At 63.5% G+C, this 18,052-nt stretch carries 19 protein-coding genes; 7 read left to right on the top strand and 12 right to left on the bottom strand.

The window, feature by feature from the left end; translation table 11 throughout:
- Positions 1–19: 19 nt before the first annotated feature.
- Positions 20–706: an MgtC/SapB family protein gene (locus tag PQR42_RS29440; RefSeq protein WP_408386987.1), complete on the bottom strand. Its 687-nt coding sequence runs from the start codon at positions 704–706 to the stop codon at positions 20–22.
- A 270-nt stretch (positions 707–976) separates the two neighbouring features.
- On the opposite strand from PQR42_RS29440, the gene PQR42_RS29435 reads away from it, so the two are divergent.
- Both PQR42_RS29435 and PQR42_RS29430 read left to right on the top strand, forming a co-directional pair.
- Complete coding sequence (locus tag PQR42_RS29435; protein WP_408387017.1) at positions 977–2,086, top strand: AGE family epimerase/isomerase; 1,110 nt, start codon at positions 977–979, stop codon at positions 2,084–2,086.
- A gap of 63 nt (positions 2,087–2,149) precedes the next feature.
- A complete protein-coding gene (locus PQR42_RS29430; RefSeq protein WP_408219559.1) occupies positions 2,150–2,473 on the top strand; it encodes an HNH endonuclease in 324 nt (107 codons plus the stop codon).
- A gap of 101 nt (positions 2,474–2,574) precedes the next feature.
- Here PQR42_RS29430 and PQR42_RS29425 read toward each other — a convergent pair whose 3' ends face one another.
- A complete protein-coding gene (locus PQR42_RS29425; protein WP_132383548.1) occupies positions 2,575–2,850 on the bottom strand; it encodes a hypothetical protein in 276 nt (91 codons plus the stop codon).
- Positions 2,851–3,068: 218 nt separating this feature from the next.
- Between PQR42_RS29425 and PQR42_RS29420 the strand changes: the two genes are divergently transcribed.
- Positions 3,069–3,272: a cold-shock protein gene (locus PQR42_RS29420; protein ID WP_007178724.1), complete on the top strand. Its 204-nt coding sequence runs from the start codon at positions 3,069–3,071 to the stop codon at positions 3,270–3,272.
- Positions 3,273–3,384: 112 nt separating this feature from the next.
- Here PQR42_RS29420 and PQR42_RS29415 read toward each other — a convergent pair whose 3' ends face one another.
- Entirely contained in the window at positions 3,385–5,007 is a 1,623-nt protein-coding gene (locus tag PQR42_RS29415) for a methyl-accepting chemotaxis protein (RefSeq protein WP_408219553.1), read from the bottom strand.
- A gap of 269 nt (positions 5,008–5,276) precedes the next feature.
- On the opposite strand from PQR42_RS29415, the gene PQR42_RS29410 reads away from it, so the two are divergent.
- The 3 genes from PQR42_RS29410 (at position 5,277) to PQR42_RS29400 (ending at position 7,545) form a co-directional block, all read left to right on the top strand.
- Positions 5,277–5,711: a PaaI family thioesterase gene (locus PQR42_RS29410; RefSeq protein ID WP_408386988.1), complete on the top strand. Its 435-nt coding sequence runs from the start codon at positions 5,277–5,279 to the stop codon at positions 5,709–5,711.
- Between the two features lie 120 nt (positions 5,712–5,831).
- Entirely contained in the window at positions 5,832–6,134 is a 303-nt protein-coding gene (locus tag PQR42_RS29405; RefSeq protein ID WP_106281679.1) for an ArsR/SmtB family transcription factor, read from the top strand.
- Positions 6,135–6,192: 58 nt separating this feature from the next.
- Positions 6,193–7,545: a pyridoxal phosphate-dependent decarboxylase family protein gene (locus tag PQR42_RS29400; protein WP_408386989.1), complete on the top strand. Its 1,353-nt coding sequence runs from the start codon at positions 6,193–6,195 to the stop codon at positions 7,543–7,545.
- Between the two features lie 83 nt (positions 7,546–7,628).
- Here PQR42_RS29400 and PQR42_RS29395 read toward each other — a convergent pair whose 3' ends face one another.
- The 9 genes from PQR42_RS29395 to PQR42_RS29355 form a co-directional block, all read right to left on the bottom strand.
- Positions 7,629–8,477 carry an ureidoglycolate lyase gene (locus PQR42_RS29395; RefSeq protein ID WP_012428702.1) on the bottom strand — a complete coding sequence of 283 codons (849 nt, stop codon included), beginning with the start codon at positions 8,475–8,477 and terminating at the stop codon, positions 7,629–7,631.
- A 67-nt stretch (positions 8,478–8,544) separates the two neighbouring features.
- On the bottom strand, positions 8,545–9,288 hold the full coding sequence (locus PQR42_RS29390; RefSeq protein ID WP_408219540.1) for an SDR family oxidoreductase: 744 nt from the start codon (positions 9,286–9,288) through the stop codon (positions 8,545–8,547).
- A 44-nt stretch (positions 9,289–9,332) separates the two neighbouring features.
- A complete protein-coding gene (locus PQR42_RS29385) occupies positions 9,333–10,163 on the bottom strand; it encodes an amidohydrolase family protein (RefSeq protein ID WP_408386990.1) in 831 nt (276 codons plus the stop codon).
- 7 nt (positions 10,164–10,170) lie between these two features.
- Complete coding sequence (locus tag PQR42_RS29380) at positions 10,171–11,211, bottom strand: aldo/keto reductase (protein WP_408219534.1); 1,041 nt, start codon at positions 11,209–11,211, stop codon at positions 10,171–10,173.
- Between the two features lie 332 nt (positions 11,212–11,543).
- The gene (locus PQR42_RS29375; protein WP_408386991.1) at positions 11,544–12,863 is read right to left on the bottom strand and encodes a UxaA family hydrolase; all 1,320 of its coding nucleotides are present in this window, start codon (positions 12,861–12,863) and stop codon (positions 11,544–11,546) included.
- A gap of 42 nt (positions 12,864–12,905) precedes the next feature.
- Positions 12,906–13,238, bottom strand: a complete 333-nt coding sequence (locus PQR42_RS29370) for a UxaA family hydrolase (protein WP_408494328.1) — start codon at positions 13,236–13,238, stop codon at positions 12,906–12,908.
- A gap of 25 nt (positions 13,239–13,263) precedes the next feature.
- Positions 13,264–14,319 carry an ABC transporter permease gene (locus PQR42_RS29365; protein ID WP_408386993.1) on the bottom strand — a complete coding sequence of 352 codons (1,056 nt, stop codon included), beginning with the start codon at positions 14,317–14,319 and terminating at the stop codon, positions 13,264–13,266.
- Positions 14,309–15,829, bottom strand: coding sequence for a sugar ABC transporter ATP-binding protein (locus PQR42_RS29360; protein WP_408386994.1), 1,521 nt, complete (start codon positions 15,827–15,829; stop codon positions 14,309–14,311). Before PQR42_RS29360 ends, PQR42_RS29365 begins: the two co-directional genes overlap by 11 nt.
- Positions 15,830–15,837: 8 nt before the next feature.
- Positions 15,838–16,887 carry a sugar ABC transporter substrate-binding protein gene (locus tag PQR42_RS29355; RefSeq protein ID WP_408219518.1) on the bottom strand — a complete coding sequence of 350 codons (1,050 nt, stop codon included), beginning with the start codon at positions 16,885–16,887 and terminating at the stop codon, positions 15,838–15,840.
- Positions 16,888–17,195: 308 nt separating this feature from the next.
- On the opposite strand from PQR42_RS29355, the gene PQR42_RS29350 reads away from it, so the two are divergent.
- On the top strand, positions 17,196–17,984 hold the full coding sequence (locus PQR42_RS29350) for an IclR family transcriptional regulator (RefSeq protein WP_168791891.1): 789 nt from the start codon (positions 17,196–17,198) through the stop codon (positions 17,982–17,984).
- Positions 17,985–18,052 lie beyond the last annotated feature (68 nt).

Raw genomic sequence — 18,052 nt, 5'->3', positions numbered from 1 at the left:
CGGCGAGGATTTTCCGTTTTCAGGAAGTCGTGTCGTCCTGCCGGAACTGCTTGACGCCGTGCAGCTGACGCAAGCGGCCGCAGATCGCCTCATATTCCGTATTCGACACGCGATGCAAGGTGATCACCACTTCATCGCACTCGGGCGCGTCCTCGCTCTGCTGCATCACGAACTGCTTGACGCGCGGACTTGCGGCGCCGAGTTCGTCGTGCAGCGAATGGAACGTCATGGTGCCGCGCTCGACGATCATCGTCAGTTGGCGCCGTTGCTTGACCGTGATGAAGCGGCGCTCCAGCGGCTTGATGCCGGCCAGGATAATCAGAATGATGATAGTCGCGGCGATCGACGCCGTGTACAGCCCGCCGCCGACCGCAAGACCGATGGCGGCGACCGACCAGAGGCTCGCCGCCGTCGTCAGTCCACGCACGATCTCGCCGCGCAGCAGGATCGAGCCAGCGCCGAGAAAGCCGATGCCCGACACTACCTGCGCGGCCATCCGCGAAGGGTCGAGCACGATGTGGTCGCCGGTCAGCACTTCGGCGAAACCATAGGCCGAGACGATCATGATGAGCGCCGAACCGACGCACACCAGCATGTGCGTACGCAGGCCCGCGGCCCACGAAAGCCGCTCCCGCTCGAAGCCGATGACGCTGCCGAGCGCGGCGGCCACCATCAGACGGGCGATGAGTTCGAGATTCCCCAGCATTGTTCTTCCTCCTTATCGGAAATTATTTGAAGTGTTTTCCGCACCGGCGCCGCAGTGCCAGCGGGACCCGTTTGCTTTATGCTAAGCCGCACGCGCCACGCGGGTCGCACGGCCAATCGCTGTCTTGATTTTGCGGTTGCCGGTTTGCAAAGCAGGTAGCATCCACGCTCACCTGCAGGTTTGCCGGCGACGGCGCCGCACTGAAACTTAGGCTACGGAACTACTCCGCGGCCGCTTCGCTTCGAAATACCCTGTTTGACCCAATTGACTATGCAGAGCATGAACCCACCCGCCGCTTCCACCGTCGCACTCGCTGCCAGTCTGCGCGATCACTTCACTGGCGTGGTGCTGCCGATCTGGCGCGGCCCGGGTTTCAACACCGCACTGAAGCTGCCCTACGAAGCGGTCAGCGCCGAGGATCATCAGCCGCTGCCCGCCGAGCGCTACCGGGCGATGGCCTGCGCGCGGCAATTGTTCGTGTTCTCGCAAGCGGGCGACGCAGCCCATGCGCAGGTGCTGTTCGATTCGCTGATGCATACCTTTCAGGACACGCGCAACGGTGGATGGTTCTACAGCGTGGATGCGCAAGGCGCACCGCTCGACACCGCCAAAGACCTGTACACGCACGCGTTCGTGGTGTTTGCGTGCGCGGAGTATGCCCGGCGCTCTGGCAATCACGACGCGCTGGAAATCGTGCATCGCACGTCGGCGCTGATTCAGTCGAACTTCGCCGCGGAAGACGACCTGTTCAACGCCGCGCTGACTTCGGACTTCGCCAAAGTGACCGGCACGCCGATCCAGAATCCCTTGATGCACCTGACCGAAGCCTGGCTGGCCGCTCGCGAAGCCACGCACGACAACGCTTTCGACGCCGCGCTGCGGCGTCTTGCCGGCGCGGTCGCGCAGCGTTTCATGCACGCGCCCACGGGTTGCATCGCCGAATTGCCGATCGGCGCGGACGACAACCGTCTGGAACCCGGTCACCAGTTCGAGTGGTTCTGGCTGGTCAAACAGGCGGGCGCGCTGTTCGAAGGCTCCGGTTTCACCGAAGCCATGCCGCGTGCGTTCAGCTTCGCGCAGCAACATGGCGTGGATCGGGAAACAGGCGGCGTGTACGCCTCGCTCGACGAAACCGGCCGGATCAAGGACGCGACCCAGCGGATCTGGGCTCAAACCGAATATCTGCGCGCGCTGGCAAGCCACGCCGAACCGGCGGCGCGCGCCGCGCTGCCCCGGCAGATCGAACTGTTCCAGCAGCGCTTCCTGCGTCCGCAAGGCTGGTTCGAATGCAAGACGCCGAGCGGTGAAGTGGCGCGCGCCGACATGCCGTCGACCACGCCTTATCATCTCGCGACCGCCTACGACGCGTTGCCGGCCTGAACGCCGCCGGCTAAGCCAAACACCGGTCGGACGCCTGAAACTCCGCTAGCCATTCATCCGGCCATGGCCAAGAAACTCGCCGAACCTTGGTATCGACCGCCGCCGGCTGACGAAGTCTGTCCGCTCTGCGGTCGCCCGATCCCGGTGAGCCAACGCGACTTGCATCATTGGGTGCCGAAAACGAAAGGCGGCAAGGAAGTCGCCGCCCTACACCGTATTTGCCACCGCCAGCTCCACGCGCTGTTCACGGAAGCCGAACTGGCGCAGCGCTATGCAACGATCGAGGCGCTCCTCAGCGACGAGGCGGTACGCACCTTCGTCCGTTGGGTTCGCACCAAGCCGAATGATTTCTACGAGCGCACGCGCCGCAGTGGGCGCAAAGGCTAAGGCCGAAGAACGGCTAGGGATCGGACCGATCGCGAAGCCGGCTGAGCGCCGGCCGCGATCTCACAACGGGGCGCGGACACAAAAGCCGACCGCCCGGTCGATCAATACTCTTCGCGCTGCCAGGGGCTCCAGCCGCTGTCGGCAGATTTAAAACGCATATAAGTTGCGCTGTTGCCGGTGGGGGTGTCCGATGTGTCGCCGTGCGGCTTCTGATCGGTTGTGTGAAGGGCGAAAGCCTGGCGGTCTTCGGTATCGACCGTGATACGGCCGACCGGGTCCGGGGCGCCTTCTTGAGGTGATTTAGACTCCAATATCGCCAGATAGGGGGTCAAACGACTCCAGAACGAGGTAAGTTCTTCTTGCAAATAATGTGTCAATGTTTTTCCTGGAAGAGTAATACGAGCAGTTTACCCTACCCGCGGGAACAGCCTTCCAATTGCTTTCCAGGCCTCAAAAAGGCCGAAGCCGGGGAATACCCGAATACTGGTTGATTGGCGTCCGTCATAAAGACGTGATACAACTCCTACTTCGCGCTCGATCTCGTGTTGAGAAATAGCGGTCGCGAATGCAACACACAACATTTACTGGATTAAAAATGGCAACAGGTACTGTGAAGTGGTTTAACGATGCAAAGGGCTTTGGCTTCATCACGCCGGACGACGGCGGCGAAGACCTGTTCGCGCACTTTTCGGAAGTTCAAGGCAGCGGCTTCAAGTCCCTGCAGGAAAACCAGAAGGTGACGTTTGAAGTTAAGCAAGGCCCGAAGGGCAAGCAAGCTGCGAACATCCAGCCGGCCTAAGTACCGTCAGGTACGTTGAGGCACCCTTAGGCGCTTGCGTCTAATGCAAAATGGCCCGCTTCGGCGGGCCATTTTCTTTGTCTGACGTTTTCTTTTTGAGCGCTTGCGCGGTTCAAATTGCGCGCATACCGGACAACGAAAAATCGGCCGACGGCCCGCGCGCATCGTCGATTTGTTGCGTGCGCAACACAGATTCAGAAATTTCGAACACGGAAACAGCCTGTTTCAATTGCTGCGTCTGCTGATGCAGCGAAGCCGCCGCCGCCGCGGCTTCTTCGACGAGCGCCGCGTTCTGCTGCGTCATCTCATCCATCTGCACCACCGCCTGATTGACCTGCTCGATGCCCGTGCTCTGTTCGAGCGACGACGCGCTGATCTCGGCCATCATCTGCGTGACGCGCGAGATCGAGGCGGAGACGTTGCTCATCGCTTCGCCGGCGTGCTCGACCAGCGTCGAACCGCCCTGGATCTCGGCGACCGATTCGCTGATCAGCGTTTTGATTTCCTTCGCCGATTGCGCGCTGCGCTGCGCGAGGCCGCGCACTTCCCCGGCCACCACGGCGAAGCCGCGTCCCTGCTCGCCCGCGCGCGCCGCTTCGACGGCCGCATTCAGCGCGAGAATGTTGGTCTGGAACGCAATGCCGTCGATCACCGAAATGATCTCGGCGATCTTGTCCGAGCTCTGCGCAATGCCGCGCATCTTGTCGACCACTTCGTTCACCACTTCGCTGCCGCGCGAGGTCGCTTCGAGCGCGGTCTCGGCGAGCGCGTTGGCCTCACGCGCGTGCTCGGCGTTCTGGCGCACGGTAGCCGTCAGTTCCTCCATGCTCGACGCGGTTTCTTCGAGGGACGCAGCCTGGTTTTCCGTACGCGCCGACAGATCGGCGTTGCCGGTGGCGATTTCATCGGCGCCGAGGTGGATCGAGTCGGCGGATTCGCGCACGGTCTGCACCGTGCGCGCCACGCTCGCCTGCATTTTTGCGAGGCCCGAGAACAGGCGGCCGATTTCGTTGGTACCGCGCGCGGCGATCGGCTGATCGAGACGGCCTTGCGCGATACGGTCGAAGTGACGGCCCGCTTCTTCCAGCGGCGCCACCACGCCACGGCGCAGCGCCGCGTACACGGCGAACGTGCCGGCCACCAGCACCAGCAGGATCACGATGCTGACGGCGCGGAAAGTCGCCATGCGCGTGTCGATCGAATCGAGCGACGCACGGCTCGCCGCGTTGCCGAACTGCACGAAGTTGTGCGACTCGCCGAGGTACGCGTCCTGGAACGACTGCGTCGGCTGATCGAGGAAGGCCTGGATGTTGTTCGAATCGAGAAACTGCACCAGTTCCGCGAGCGCGTCGTGCAGCTTCTTGTAGCGCTCGGCGAGCGCGGCGGCGCGGGCGCCGTTTTCGTCGCCGGTCTTCGGCGCGCTCATGAAGGCCGCGAACGACTGGTCGGCGGCCGTCAACTGTTCGCGGGCGTGCTGCACGATATCGGTCGGCTCGGAGCCGCCACGCACCATGCGCGTCCCGGCGCGCGAGAGGTTGATGCGCGCGTCCATCAAATGCTGGGTCGTTTCGTTGACCGCATCCACCTGCTTCAGGGCGATGTTCGACAGATCACCCACGTCGTCATGAGTACGGGTGAGCGACCAGAACCCCAAACCCACCGTGACAAGCTGGAAAACGCAGAACGCGGCCAGAACACACAACAGGCCGGATGCGACCTTGATCTTGCTGAACATCGTGAATACCTGAAGACAAAGAATGACGGGAGCTACGTCAGGGTTAACGGCATCAGCGCGCCGCGCTTGAGGTCAATTCCATCAAAGATCGTCTTACGCCCCCTTTTCATCGGCCAACTTCACTATTGCAATCAATTCTCGCAACAATGCGCTGCGCAAATTAGCGATTCACCTTGACGCGGTGCGTGCGCGCTTCCTAGAGTGGGTAGGGACTGCACGACGCAGGCCAGTGCAGATTGCCACCGCGGGCCTCGCCCGAAGGAATCACAATGACCGACCTCCTCGACCGGGCGCGCGGCGCACTGCATGCCCAGCCGTTCAGCATGCTGTTGGGCGCAGAGTTGATGCACACGGGCACCAACGAACTCACGCTGAGCCTGCCGATCCGCGACGAGCTGCGGCAGCAGCACGGCTTCGTGCATGGCGGCGTCATCAGCTATCTCGCCGACAACGCGCTGACCTTCGCCGGCGCGCTGCTGCTCGGGCCGAAGGTCGTCACCGGGGAATACAAGATCAACTACCTGCGCCCCGCCATCAACGGCACGCTGATCGCGCGCGCGAAGGTCGTCTACGCGGGTCAACATCAGGCGACCTGCCAATGCAACGTGTATGTGATGGAAGGCAACCGCGAAAAGCTGATTGCCGTCGCGCAAGGCACGGTCAACCGGATCAGCGAGAGCGGCGAGCACGAACACGTGGGCTGACGCCGGCGCGTCACTTGGATAAGGCACATCGCGCGGTCATGAAGGCGCTTGTCCACGCTTCGTCATTTAGCTAATATACGAAACGTTATCGACCTTTAACTCCGTTCGGCGTGCCGCTTCATGACAGACGAACTCACCCGCATCAACGCGCTCGCCAACGCCAGCCGGCTCGCCGTCATGCGCTGGCTGAAAGAGCCGACGCGGCATTTCCCGTATCAGGATCACGCCGATATCGAAACGGTCGGCGTGTGCTGCACGTTCATCACCGACAAGCTCGGCATCGCGCCCGCCACCACCACGCGTCACATGCGCATCCTTGCCGATGCGGGACTCGTGCGCGCGCAGCGGATCGGCAAATTCACCTACTACAAGCGGATCGACGCCGAGTTGCAGAAGCTCGGCCGCGACCTCGCCAATCTCTAGGCACGCGGTTTTCTTCGGGCAACCGCGCCGTCATTTTCTCGATACTTCTGGGAGCCACATGGACGAACTTGCACTCGCCGCCGACGCCGACCAGCGCGCGCACGCTTACCTTGCCGGCATCGGCAAGCGCCGGGTGTTTCCGGACGCAGCCGCGCTCGCGCAACTCGCCGCTTTCGACGAAGCCTTCCCGCAACACGGCCACGCGCCCGCCGACGTGCTGCGTCTGCTTGACGAAAACGGAACGCCTGGCACCGTCGCGTCGAACGATCCGCGCTATTACGGCTTCGTGATCGGCGCGGTGCTGCCGGCCGCCGCGGCGGCCGAGCGTCTGATGGGCGCGTGGGACCAGTGCGCGTCGACCTTCGACAACTCGCCGGTCGCGGCCACACTCGAAAAGATCGCGGCGCGCTGGGTGCTCGACGCGCTCGATCTGCCGCGCGAATCCGCGATCGGCTTCGGCACCAGCGCCACGGCGTGCACGCTCGTTTGCATCGCGGCCGCGCGGCGCACACTGCTCGCGCGCAAGGGTTGGGATTTCGACAACGACGGCCTCGACGGCGCGCCGCCGGTGCGCGTCGTGATCTCCGAGATGGCCCACATCACGGTGAAGAAGGCGTTACGCGTGCTCGGCTTCGGTATGAAGCGCGTGATCAGCGCGCCCGTGGATGAGCATGGCCGCATCGACCCCGCGCAATTGCCGCCACTCGACGACATGACGATCTTCTGCGTGCAAGCCGGCGAAGTGAACACGGGCGAATTCGATCCGTTCGCGGATCTGATTCCGCGCGCCAAAGCGGCCGGCGCGTGGGTTCACGTGGATGGCGCCTTCGGTCTGTGGGCACGCGCGTCGTCGAAACGGGCACTGACCGATGGCATCGACGGCGCCGACAGTTGGACCACCGACGGCCACAAGTGGCTCAACACGCCCTACGACGGCGCCATGGCGATCTGCCGCGACGCGCAGGCGCTGTCGGCGGCAATGAACAGCGACGCGGTCTATCTGACAGGCGCGCATGACGCGCAGAAGAACGTGAACCTCGAATTCTCGCGTCGCGCGCGTGGCATTCCGATCTGGGCGGCGCTGCGTTCGCTTGGGCGGAGCGGCGTGCAGGAGATGGTCGACCGGCATTGCGCGCAGGCTTCACGGATCGCCGAAGGTTTGCGTGCCGCTGGCTTCGAAGTGGTGAACCGCGTCGTGCTGAACCAGGTGCTGGTGCGCGCAAGGACCGACGCGCAGACGGTCGCGATTCGCGAAGCGGCGCAGGCGTCGGGCGAAACGTGGTTCGGCCAGACTGTCTGGCAAGGGCGGCCGGCGTTTCGCATCAGCGTGTCGTCGTGGCGCACTGAAGACACGCACATCGATCAGTTAGTGGCGCTGCTTACTCGATTGCTCGCCGAACAGCGCGGCTGAGCAGCAGCGGCGCAAAAAAAACGGTTCCTGCCTGTCGATGCAGGAACCGCCTTTCTTCATGCAGTCAAGCTTGCGAGCGCCAGTTACTCCGCTGCGTAAGTCTTCTGCGTTTGCTCGCCCAGCCCTTCGATACCCAGACGAATCGTCTGACCCGGCTTCAGGAACACCGGATTCGGCTTCACGCCCATGCCGACGCCCGGCGGCGTGCCGGTCGAAATCACGTCGCCCGGCTGCAGGCTCATGCACTGCGACACGTACGACACCAGTTTCGCGACGCCGAACACCATCGTCTTCGTGCTGCCGTTCTGATAGCGATGGCCGTCCACTTCGAGCCACAGGCTCAGGTTCTGCGGATCGGCGACTTCATCGCGCGTAACGACCCACGGACCGATCGGGCCGAACGTGTCGAAGCCCTTGCCCTTGTCCCAAGTGCCGCCCTTTTCAATCTGCCATTCGCGTTCCGACACGTCGTTGATCACGCAATAACCGGCGACGTAATCGAGCGCGTTGGCCTCGTCGATATATTTCGCCGGCTTGCCGATCACCACGCCGAGTTCGACTTCCCAATCAGTTTTCTTCGAGCCGCGCGGAATTTCGACATCGTCGTTCGGACCGCTGATCGCGCTCGTCCACTTGTTGAAGATGACCGGCTCGGCGGGCACCGGCAGATTCGATTCGGCCGCGTGATCCGCGTAATTCAACCCGATGCAGATGAACTTGCCGATCTTGCCGACGCACGGACCCATGCGCGGATTGCCTTCGACCAGCGGCAGCGAGGCCGGATCGAGCGCGCGCAGTTTGGCGAGACCTTCGTCGGTCAGCGCGGCGCCGTCGATATCGGCGACCACTTTCGACAAATCACGAATCTTGCCTTGCGCGTCGAGCAAGCCCGGCTTTTCCTGGCCTTTCGGCCCATAACGAAGCAGTTTCATCCTGGCACTTCCTTTCAGTGGTGTTCGGTTCGTGGTTCAGCATGCGTCATGCGTGCGTCGGCGTACATCAGTTCGACCAGCCGCCGTCGATCACATGCGCGTGGCCCGTGGTAAACGACGATTCGTCGGATCCGAGATACAGCGCCAACGCGGCGATCTCTTCCGGCTTGCCGATGCGGCCCATCGGCTGACGCGCGACAAAGGCGGCCTGCACGGCGTCCAGCGTCGCGCCCTGCGCCTGGGCCTGCGCGACGATCCGCTGTTCGAGCGACGGCGACGCCACCGTGCCCGGGCAGATCGCGTTACAGCGTACACCACGCGTGATGAAGTCCGCAGCAACAGACTTGGTCAGCCCAATCACCGCGGCCTTGGAGGCGCTATACGCGAAGCGGTTCGGCACGCCCTTCACGCTCGACGCCGCCGATGACATATTGATGATCGAGCCGCCGCCGTGCTCCAGCATGGCGGGCAGGAACGCGCGGATCATGCGGTACATCGCCTTTACGTTGAGGTCGAAGGCGAAGTCCCAATCTTCTTCGCTGCATTCGAGAATATTGCCCGCGTGCACGAAGCCCGCGCAGTTGAACAGCACGTCGACCGCGCCGATTTCAGCGGCCAGCGCCTTGATCGCCGCGTCGTCGCGCACGTCGAGCTTGCGCGCCTCGACCGGCTTGCCGGCGAGTCCGTCGATGCGGATGTCCGTGGCGATCACACGCGCGCCTTCGCGTGCGAAGAGTTCGGCGGTGGCGAGTCCGATGCCTTGTCCTGCCGCCGTGATCAGGGCCGTCTTGCCGGCCAGTCTTTGTGTCATCTACGACTCCAGTTGAATGGGCTGTTGCTTGTCTCTTCCAGAAATCACAATCGATAAAACGTGGCGGCATTGCCGCCGAAAACCGCTTCGCGCTCGCCCTCGCTCAAGGACGTAAGCAAGGTGTTCGCCACCGAATGCCAGAGCAGATAGTCGCCGTTCAGATCGAGCACGGGCCAGTCGCTGCCCCACATCAAGCGCGCGGGCCCGAACGACTTCAACAGATGATCGACATACGGATGCAGCGTTTCCTCGCTCCAGCCGGGCGATGCCTCGGTGACGAGGCCCGACAGCTTGCAATGCACGTGCGGCAATTGCGCGAGTCGCGTGATTGCGTCGGCCCAGCTTTGATAACCCGCGCGTCCATAGCGGATGGGCGGCTTCGCCCCATGATCGACGACGATGCGCAGCGCCGGAAAGCGCGTCGCGAAGGTTTCGAAAGGCTCGACGTGGCGCGCGTAAATCAGCGCGTCGAACGCGAGGTCGTGCGCGATCAGCGCTTCGATCGCCGGTGCGAGATCGGGGTTCGCGATCCAGGTGTCGTCCGGCAAATCCTGCAGCATCGGCCGCACGCCCTTGAACTTCGGCTCATGCGCCAAGGCTTCGATCACCTCCGGCGCCGTGGGCAGCAACAACGGCACCCAGCCGACCACGCCGGCAATCGACGGCTCATGCCGCGCCAGGTCCAGCAAATAACGCGTTTCGTCGATGGTCGGCGCCGCCTGCACCACCACCGTCCGTTCGATGCCCGCGTGTTCGCGCAACGGCTTGAGATCCTCCGGGCCGAACGTCCGGTACAGGATTTTCAGTTCCGGCGTGAGCCACTCGTAATCGCCGCGAGCGGGATCCCAGTAGTGCTGGTGGGCATCGATAGGCATCGTCAACTCAATCCTCTGGCGCGGGTGCGCGGCTGTCGAGCAAGCCTTCGTCGCGCAACGCGGACCACAAGGCCGCGGGGATCGGCTTCTCGAACGACGCGGCGTTCTCGCGCAATTCGTCGGCACTGCGCGCGCCGGTCAATACGGTGGCGACCGCCGGATGCGCATACGGAAACTGCAAGGCGGCGGCCGCCAACGGCACGCCATGCGCACGGCACACCGCTTCCAGCCGTGCGACGCGCTCGATCACTTCGGGCGGCGCCTCGCCGTAGTTAAATTTCAGATCGCCTTCGACGCCGCGCGCCAGAATGCCCGAATTGAACGCGCCGCCTAACAGGATGCTGACGCCGCGTTTTTCACAGGCCGGCAACAGGTCGCCGAGCGTGGTCTGTTCGAGGAGCGTATAACGGCCTGCAAGCAACGCGCAATCGATATCGAACTCGTCCATTGCGTCGAGTATGACTTTGCCTTCATTGACGCCGAGTCCGACGGCCTTGATCGCGCCCGTCGAGCGTAGCTTGTCCAACGCGCGAAAACCGCCGCCTTCGGTCAGTTGCCGCCAGTAATGCGGATGTTTGTCGCCGTGCGTGACACGGCCGATATCGTGCACCAGCAGAATGTCGATTTCGACGATGCCGAGGCGCTGCTGGCTGTCTTCGAACGACCGCAGAATGCCGTCGTGCGTGTAGTCGTAAATCGCTTCGAAAGGGAGCGGGTTTTGCCAGCCTTCCTTGTCGTCGAAGGGCGTGGTGCGCGGCACGAAACGGCGGCCCACTTTGGTGGACAGCAGATAGTCGCCGCGCGGATAGCGCCGCAAGGCGTCGCCCAGACGATGCTCGGCTTTCGTGTTGCCATAATGCGGCGCGGTGTCGAAATAGCGCACACCGGCATCCCACGCGGCGGCGATGGTGGCGTGAGCTTCTTCATCGGTCAGATCGCGGTAGAGGCCGCCAAGCGGCGCCGTGCCGAGTCCCAATCCGGTCACCTGTAACGGCCCGCGGCCAATGCGGCGCCGTTGCCCGATCTTCGATCCGATCGTTGCGGTCATTGAGCGTGTCTCCAGTGTCGATCGGAGTTGGCGCTCTAGCTGTCGACCAGAGTTGGCGCTTCAGCTGTCGACCGGAGCTCGCGCTTTAGCGCGTTATTCCGGTCCCATGCAAAGCGCTTACTCTGGTCTCATGCAAAGCACTTACTCCGATCCCATGCGATGTCGACCTGAGTTAGCGCTTTAGCTGTCGACCGGAGTTTGCGCTTTGCGCGTTATTCCGGTCCCATGTAAAGCACTTACTCGGGTCCCATCCGCATTCGTGTTTTACCATGCATGGGCGGGATTTGCCCACGGCGCGTGCGGACCGCTTGCCGTCAGCGCGGCAACGCCGCTCAATGCGGCTCGATCGCGACAACCCGATGCTGCGCTGCGGCGCTCGACGGCAAGCAAGCCGGTCCAACCGGTTCGAACGTCTTGTAAGTCAGGATGAATTCCTGATGACCAAGCGTCTCCGACTTCGACGCCGTGCCACGCGACACCGCCACCGTTTGCGCGAACACTTCGCGGCCCACTTCGTCGAGCGTGCCGCGGCCTTCGAGGATCCGGCCTGCATCGACATCCATGTCGCCCGCGAGATTGCGATACGTCGCGGGATTCGCGCACACCTTGATCACCGGCGAGATCGCCGAGCCGACCACCGAGCCGCGCCCGGTCGTGAACAGAATCACATGCGCGCCGCAGGCGATCAGCTCGCCGATCTCCGCGTTGTCGCTGATGTTCGGAAACCCGAAGCGCGGTTCGCCGTCCGGCACCACGTCGAGCAGATAGAGGCCGCCGGTCGGCGGAATGTCGCCGGGTTTGACAATGCCGACAATCGGCGACGCCCCGCTTTTGGCATACGCACCCAGCGATTTTTCTTCCTGTGTGGTGAGGCCGCCGTCCGCGTTGCCGACCGCGAAACTGCCGTGGCCGAGAATCGAGTAATAGCGCGCCGCCTTCGCGACGCAGGCCACGATCTCATCGCCGAGCGCCGGGCGCGCCGCGCGCGTCTTCATATGGAATTCGCAGCCCACCAGCTCGCCGGTTTCTTCGAAGATGCACGTCGCGCCCGCGTCGATCAGATGATCGAACGCGCGGCCCACCGCCGGGTTCGCGGTGATGCCGCTGGTGCCGTCCGAGCCGCCGCAGATCGTGCCGATCACCAGTTCGCTCAGCGCCATCGGCACTTTCTGTTGCGCGGCGAGTTGTTCGCGCGCACCGCGAATCCAGTCGACGCCGTATTGAATCGTGCTACGCGTGCCGCCCTTTTCCTGAATCGTCAGCACTTCGACGGGACGGCCGCTCGCGCGCACTACGTCCACCAGATAGTGCTTGTTCATGCTCTCGCAACCAAGCGATACGAACAGCACCGCGCCGACGTTCGGATGCGTGGTGAGCCGCTCGAGCATTGTTTCGGCATAGCCGTTCGGATAGCAGCCGGGAAAGCCGATCAGATGCACGGGCGGTTCGCGTTCGGCTGAAGGATCGTCGAACGCATCGAGCGGTTCGCGAAACTGCGTGACGATCTCGCGCGCCACATGATGCGCGCACTCGACCAGATACGCCACCGCGACCACATTGCGGATGCCCTTGCGGCCGTCGCGGCGCAGATAGCCTTGCAACGTGGGCTGCTGCGATGCGGCAGAGGGTGATGCTACGGAAATGTCAGTCATGATCGTTCCAGAGCGGCGCGAGGCCACGTCATTGTGCTCACATCAGTGATGGACGAATTCGTGGCCCGCGTCGTGGGTGTACGTCGGCAGGTAATCGCTTTCGAGATTGTGCGTATGCACATGCGCACCGCGCGCCACTGCTTCCGTCACGTGACCGATCACTGCGCCGTAGCGCAGCACCTTGTCGTCTTTCGCGAGTTCATGGCGCGCCACCTTGTGACCGAGGTCGATGGTCTTGGTGAGCGTCACGTGCTCGCCTTCGATCTCGATCTGCGTGCCACCGTCGAGACGCGCCGCCGCGATCAGGCAGTTGTCAGCTGGGCTGAGCAGGATCAAACGTGGGTCCGTTTGCAACGGCAATGAGCGGCTGGTCAAATGAGTTCTCCGAGGTGCGTACGCATCAGTTCTGGCCTTCGCCGCTAGCCAGGCGCGCCACCATCAGCGAGCCCAGGATGATCGCGCCGTAAATCGCCTGAATCCAGAAAGACGGAACCTGCGCAAGCGTCAGCAGGTTCTGCACGACGCCGAGCAGCAGCACGCCGGTGAGCGCGCCAAACATGGTGCCCTTGCCGCCGTCGAGTGAAATGCCGCCGATCACCGCCGCCGCGAACACCGTGAAGATCATGCCGTTGCCCTGGTTCGCATTGATCGCGCCGACATAGCCGGTCACGATCAAACCGCCCACCGAGGCAAGTATGCTCCCGAGCACGAAAACGCCCCACGTGATGCGCTCCACGCGAATCCCCGCCGCGCGAGCCGCTTCCGGATTGCCGCCGATGGCGTACAACGCGCGGCCCAGCCGGTGATAGCGCAACATGAAGGCCGCGATCGCGAACGCCACCGCCGCGAGCCACACGGACAAAGGCAAGCCGAGCACGATGGTGGTCGCGAGCGCGAAGAACGACGGCGGCATATCGAACAGCGTGCCGCCCTTGGTCGCGCCGACCAGCATGCCGCGCAACACGATCAGCATGGCCAGCGTGACGATGAACGCATTGAGCCGCAAGCGCACCACGAGAAAACCGTTGATGAAGCCGATCAACGCGCCCACCACCACGATGGCGAGCAAGCCGGCCGCCGCCGGCCATTGCATACCGAAGCCCGCGGACGCCGCCGGCATCACGAGCATCGCGCCCACGGCGGGCGCGATGCCGACCGTCGATTCGAGCGACAAGTCGAACTTGCCGGTCAGCACGATCAGCGACTCGGCGAGCACGACGAGCGCCAACGCCGCAGACGCGCCCAGCACGCTGATGAGATTCGCCTTGGTCAAAAAGCTCGGGCTGACAAACGCGCCGATCACGATCAGCAAAGCAAGCGCGGGCAACAATGCCAGTTCGCGCAGGCGCGCGAGTTCGGAGCGCGCGCGTTTGCCGCGTGAAGCCTGCGCGGCCAACTGCGGCTGAGCCGGAGCTTGCGCGGTGCCGAATGCAGGACTGGGCACACTATTCTTCATGGAGACTGACTCCTTCAACGGATGCGATCAGGTCGTGGTCCTGCCAACCCGCGGGAAATTCGGCCGCGACACGGCCACGGAACATGACCAGCACGCGGTCACAGGTGCGCAGATCGTCGAGCTCGCCGGACACGACCAGCACGGCCTTACCCTCTTCGCGCACGCGATCCACGACGGAGAGCAACGCTTCTTTCGATTTCACGTCGACGCCCGCGGTGGGATCGATCAGCACGAGCACGTTGGGATTGGTGGCGAGCGCGCGCGCCATCACCACCTTTTGTTGATTGCCGCCGGACAGACCCGACACGACATGCTCCGGACCTTGCGCGACGATGCCGAGCGCGTCGATCATCTTCTGGCCGAAGGCGTTCTTCTTCGCGGGCGGCGCGATGCCGAATTTGCCGAGCAAACGCGCGATCGTCATGGAGGCGTTTTCCGCGACCGATTGCGTGAGCACCAGACCTTCGTGATGGCGATCCTTCGGCACGCAGCCGATGCCGTGCGCGAGCGCCGCGGGCACATCGCCGGGTGGCAAGGTTGCGCCGTCCACGCTGATCGTGCCGCGTTTGGCGGCGCGCAGACCGGCAATCGCTTCGGCCACGCTCGTGCGGCCGCTGCTCGTCGCGCCGGTCAAGCCGACGACTTCGCCGCGCTTCACAGTGAACGACACGCCTTCGTAATCGGCGCCCGCGAGCTCTTTAATGTCCAGCGCGATCGCCGTATCGGCGGGCAATGCGGCGCGCGCCGCCGCATCGGCAACCGCGAGACCGCCGCGTTCACCGGTCATCGCTTCGATCAACTGCTCGCGCGGCAACGCGGAAACCGGCGCGCTGACGATATGCCGCGCGTCGCGCAACACCGTCACGGCCTGGCAGATTTCATAGACTTCCTGAAGATGATGCGAGATGAAGAGGAAGGTCACGCCTTCGCGCTGCAACTCGCCGATGCGCCGGAACAGACGCTTGATCTCGTCACCGTCGAGCTGCGCCGTTGGTTCGTCGAGGATGATGAAGCGCGCGCCGTACGACAGCGCGCGCGCAATCTCCACCAGTTGCCGCGCTTCCACCGACAGATCGCCGGCGCGGGCATCTTCGCGCACGTCGATCTTCCAGTGATCGAGCAACGCGCGCGCGTCGCGCCGCATGGCTTGCCAATCGATCACGCCGCCGCGCACCGGCTGGCGATTGATGAACAGATTCTCCGCCACGCTCAGATCGCGGATGATCGTCGAATGCTGATAGACGCACGCCACGCGCTCGCGCCACGCGTCACGATCCGCGATCGATGGCGCGGCCGCGCCGCTGAAACGCACCTCGCCGGTGTCGGGCTTGCGCAAGCCGGTGAGAATCGACACCAGCGTCGATTTGCCCGCGCCGTTGCGCCCGACGAGCGCATGCGACTCGCCGGGCATGACGCGAATGCTCACGTCTTTCACCGCGGCCGTCGAGCCGAAGCGTTTGGTGACCTCAAGCGCTTCGACGACGGGCACGGAGGGCGTGAGTTCGCTCATTTGACCGCTCATTTGACCGTGTTGCCCCACAAGGCTTTGTCGTCTACGTTCGATTTCGTCACGAGCGGTGCGGGCAATTGATCTTCCAGAATGCCCGGCGCCAACTGGATGATGTTGCTGCCGTGATCGGTCGGGCCCGGCTTGAAGGTCTGACCTGCCAACGCCGCCTTGATATAGAACAGCCCATATTTCGCGTACGAGTCGGCGGGCTGCGACACGGTCGCGTCGATATCGCCGCGGCGGATCGCCTCGAATTCCTGAGGAATGCCGTCGTTGCTGACGATCACGACGTGCTTCGCATCACCTGCGGGAAACAGCATCTGCTTGCGCCGCAGGGTTTGCAGCGTCGGCGACAGATAGACGCCGCCTGCCTGCATGTAGATGGCCTTCACGTCGGGATTGGCGGTCAGCAGACTGTCGAGCGCGGTGGCCGCGACGTCACCCTTCCAGCTCGCCGGAATTTCCAGCAGCGACAAACCCGGATAGCCCTTCAGGCACGAGCGGAACGCTTCGGACCGGTCGCGTCCGTTGACCGATGCCAGGTCGCCCATGATCTGCACGACCTTGCCCGACTTCACGTGCTCGCCAATGTACTTGCACGCCTTTTCGCCATATGCGTGATTGTCGGCGCGCACCACCATCGCGACTTTGCCTTGCGTCGGCGCGACGTCGACGGCGACTACCGGCACGTTCTTCGCCGCGGCGGCGTCGAGCGCACGGCTGATCGCCGCCGAATCCAGCGGGCCGACCACGATGCCCTTCGCACCGAGGTTCAGCAGGTTGTTCATGTCCGTGATCTGCTGGACGGGATCGCCATTCGAATTGACCGGCGCGAGGATGTCGAGGCCGCTCTCCTTCGCGTATTTGGGCAAATAGTTGTTGTACGACTGCCAGAACGGCGATGTCAGCAGCGGCAGACCGAGGCCGATCTTGCCGGTGTCGGCGGCTTGGGCGACGCCCGTCACACCGAGTCCGGCGAGGCACGCAGCGGCGGCTACGACGGAGAGCGAACTGCGGAACAAACGGCGGGCCGCGTGCGGCCCTTTCGCGAACGACATGGTTGTCTCCTGTGTCGACGGGAGCTAGCGCTTTAGCGCTGACTCTCGTCCCATGTTGTGGGAACTGCGTGAACCGGCTCTGGAGTCCGGCACTTCGTCCTGCGCTTTCTAATCGTTTCTTATGAGTATTGGCGTGCGCTCATTCACCAATGAACGTATTATTCATATACGGACTTTTTTAAGTCAAGCTATGTGCACTGCACCAAGCGTCCGTGTTTTCCCTGGACGAACGTCGGCTCTACGAGATTCGCCACGCACTTACACTCACGCGCCACATAATGAGAACAGCCCAAGGAACCTCGCTCACGATGGACGCAGACGACAAAGACGACGCCGACCGCTACCGTGCCCCGGCGCTCGACAAAGGCCTCGACATCCTCGAACTGCTCGCCGAGCAGAAGGAAGGGCTGACGCGCGCCGAAATCACCAAGCTGCTCGGACGCAACGCGAGCGAGATGTATCGCATGCTCGAACGGCTGGTCGCGCGTCAGTACGTGGTGCGCTCGGCGGCCGGAGACCGCTATTCGCTTAGCCTCAAGCTGTATGCGCTCGCGCACCGTCATCCGCCGATGAACCGTCTGATCTCCGAGGCGCTGCCGCTCATGCAGCGCTTTGCCGATGCGGCCGAGCAATCGTGTCACCTCGTGGTGTACGACCGCGGCAATCTGCTGGTGATCGCGCAAGTGGATGGTCCGGGTACGTGGGGCATGTCGGTGCGGCTCGGTTCGCGCGTCGGCCTGATCGACACGGGTTCGGGGCGCGTGATGCTCGCGTTTCAAAGCATCGAGCAGCGCGAACAGATGCTGGCCGAACACACCAAGGTGAAGGGCGAGGTCACGATCGATCGCGATGCGCTCGAACAGGCTTGCGAGCGGATTCGCGCGGCGGGTTTTTCGCAGAAGGACAGCCAGCAGACGTTCGGCGTGACCGACCTCACGTTCCCGATCCAGGGTCCGTCCGGCCAGGCGATCGCGGTGCTCACCTGTCCGTATTTGCGGCGTATCGACGAATACGTCGCGCCGACGCTGGAAGCCGCCACCGCGCTCTTGCGCGAGACGGTCCAGGCGTTGTCGATGTTTCACGAGAACGCCGCCTAACGCGCCATGCGGGCGAGCGAACCCTCGTGGCGGCCCATCGAAAATCGGCCGCTCGCGCACATGGTTTA

Source organism: Paraburkholderia sediminicola (genome assembly GCF_046027355.1).
GTDB classification, from domain to species: Bacteria; Pseudomonadota; Gammaproteobacteria; order Burkholderiales; family Burkholderiaceae; genus Paraburkholderia; species Paraburkholderia sediminicola_B.
The sequence above is the reverse complement of the archived record's forward strand: the minus strand, read 5'-3'. Positions and strand labels throughout refer to the sequence as shown.

What these genes read in the sequence shown, in the direction of transcription:
- PQR42_RS29440 (WP_408386987.1), bottom strand. Translation starts at nt 706, where the DNA reads ATGCTGGGGAATCTCGAACTCATCGCCCGTCTGATGGTGGCCGCCGCG.
- PQR42_RS29350 (WP_168791891.1), top strand. Translation starts at nt 17,196, where the DNA reads ATGGACGCAGACGACAAAGACGACGCCGACCGCTACCGTGCCCCGGCG.
- PQR42_RS29420 (WP_007178724.1), top strand. Translation starts at nt 3,069, where the DNA reads ATGGCAACAGGTACTGTGAAGTGGTTTAACGATGCAAAGGGCTTTGGC.
- PQR42_RS29410 (WP_408386988.1), top strand. Translation starts at nt 5,277, where the DNA reads ATGACCGACCTCCTCGACCGGGCGCGCGGCGCACTGCATGCCCAGCCG.
- PQR42_RS29430 (WP_408219559.1), top strand. Translation starts at nt 2,150, where the DNA reads ATGGCCAAGAAACTCGCCGAACCTTGGTATCGACCGCCGCCGGCTGAC.
- PQR42_RS29360 (WP_408386994.1), bottom strand. Translation starts at nt 15,829, where the DNA reads ATGAGCGAACTCACGCCCTCCGTGCCCGTCGTCGAAGCGCTTGAGGTC.
- PQR42_RS29395 (WP_012428702.1), bottom strand. Translation starts at nt 8,477, where the DNA reads ATGAAACTGCTTCGTTATGGGCCGAAAGGCCAGGAAAAGCCGGGCTTG.
- PQR42_RS29365 (WP_408386993.1), bottom strand. Translation starts at nt 14,319, where the DNA reads ATGAAGAATAGTGTGCCCAGTCCTGCATTCGGCACCGCGCAAGCTCCG.
- PQR42_RS29435 (WP_408387017.1), top strand. Translation starts at nt 977, where the DNA reads ATGCAGAGCATGAACCCACCCGCCGCTTCCACCGTCGCACTCGCTGCC.
- PQR42_RS29415 (WP_408219553.1), bottom strand. Translation starts at nt 5,007, where the DNA reads ATGTTCAGCAAGATCAAGGTCGCATCCGGCCTGTTGTGTGTTCTGGCC.
- PQR42_RS29390 (WP_408219540.1), bottom strand. Translation starts at nt 9,288, where the DNA reads ATGACACAAAGACTGGCCGGCAAGACGGCCCTGATCACGGCGGCAGGA.
- PQR42_RS29400 (WP_408386989.1), top strand. Translation starts at nt 6,193, where the DNA reads ATGGACGAACTTGCACTCGCCGCCGACGCCGACCAGCGCGCGCACGCT.
- PQR42_RS29375 (WP_408386991.1), bottom strand. Translation starts at nt 12,863, where the DNA reads ATGACTGACATTTCCGTAGCATCACCCTCTGCCGCATCGCAGCAGCCC.
- PQR42_RS29380 (WP_408219534.1), bottom strand. Translation starts at nt 11,211, where the DNA reads ATGACCGCAACGATCGGATCGAAGATCGGGCAACGGCGCCGCATTGGC.
- PQR42_RS29385 (WP_408386990.1), bottom strand. Translation starts at nt 10,163, where the DNA reads ATGCCTATCGATGCCCACCAGCACTACTGGGATCCCGCTCGCGGCGAT.
- PQR42_RS29355 (WP_408219518.1), bottom strand. Translation starts at nt 16,887, where the DNA reads ATGTCGTTCGCGAAAGGGCCGCACGCGGCCCGCCGTTTGTTCCGCAGT.
- PQR42_RS29405 (WP_106281679.1), top strand. Translation starts at nt 5,832, where the DNA reads ATGACAGACGAACTCACCCGCATCAACGCGCTCGCCAACGCCAGCCGG.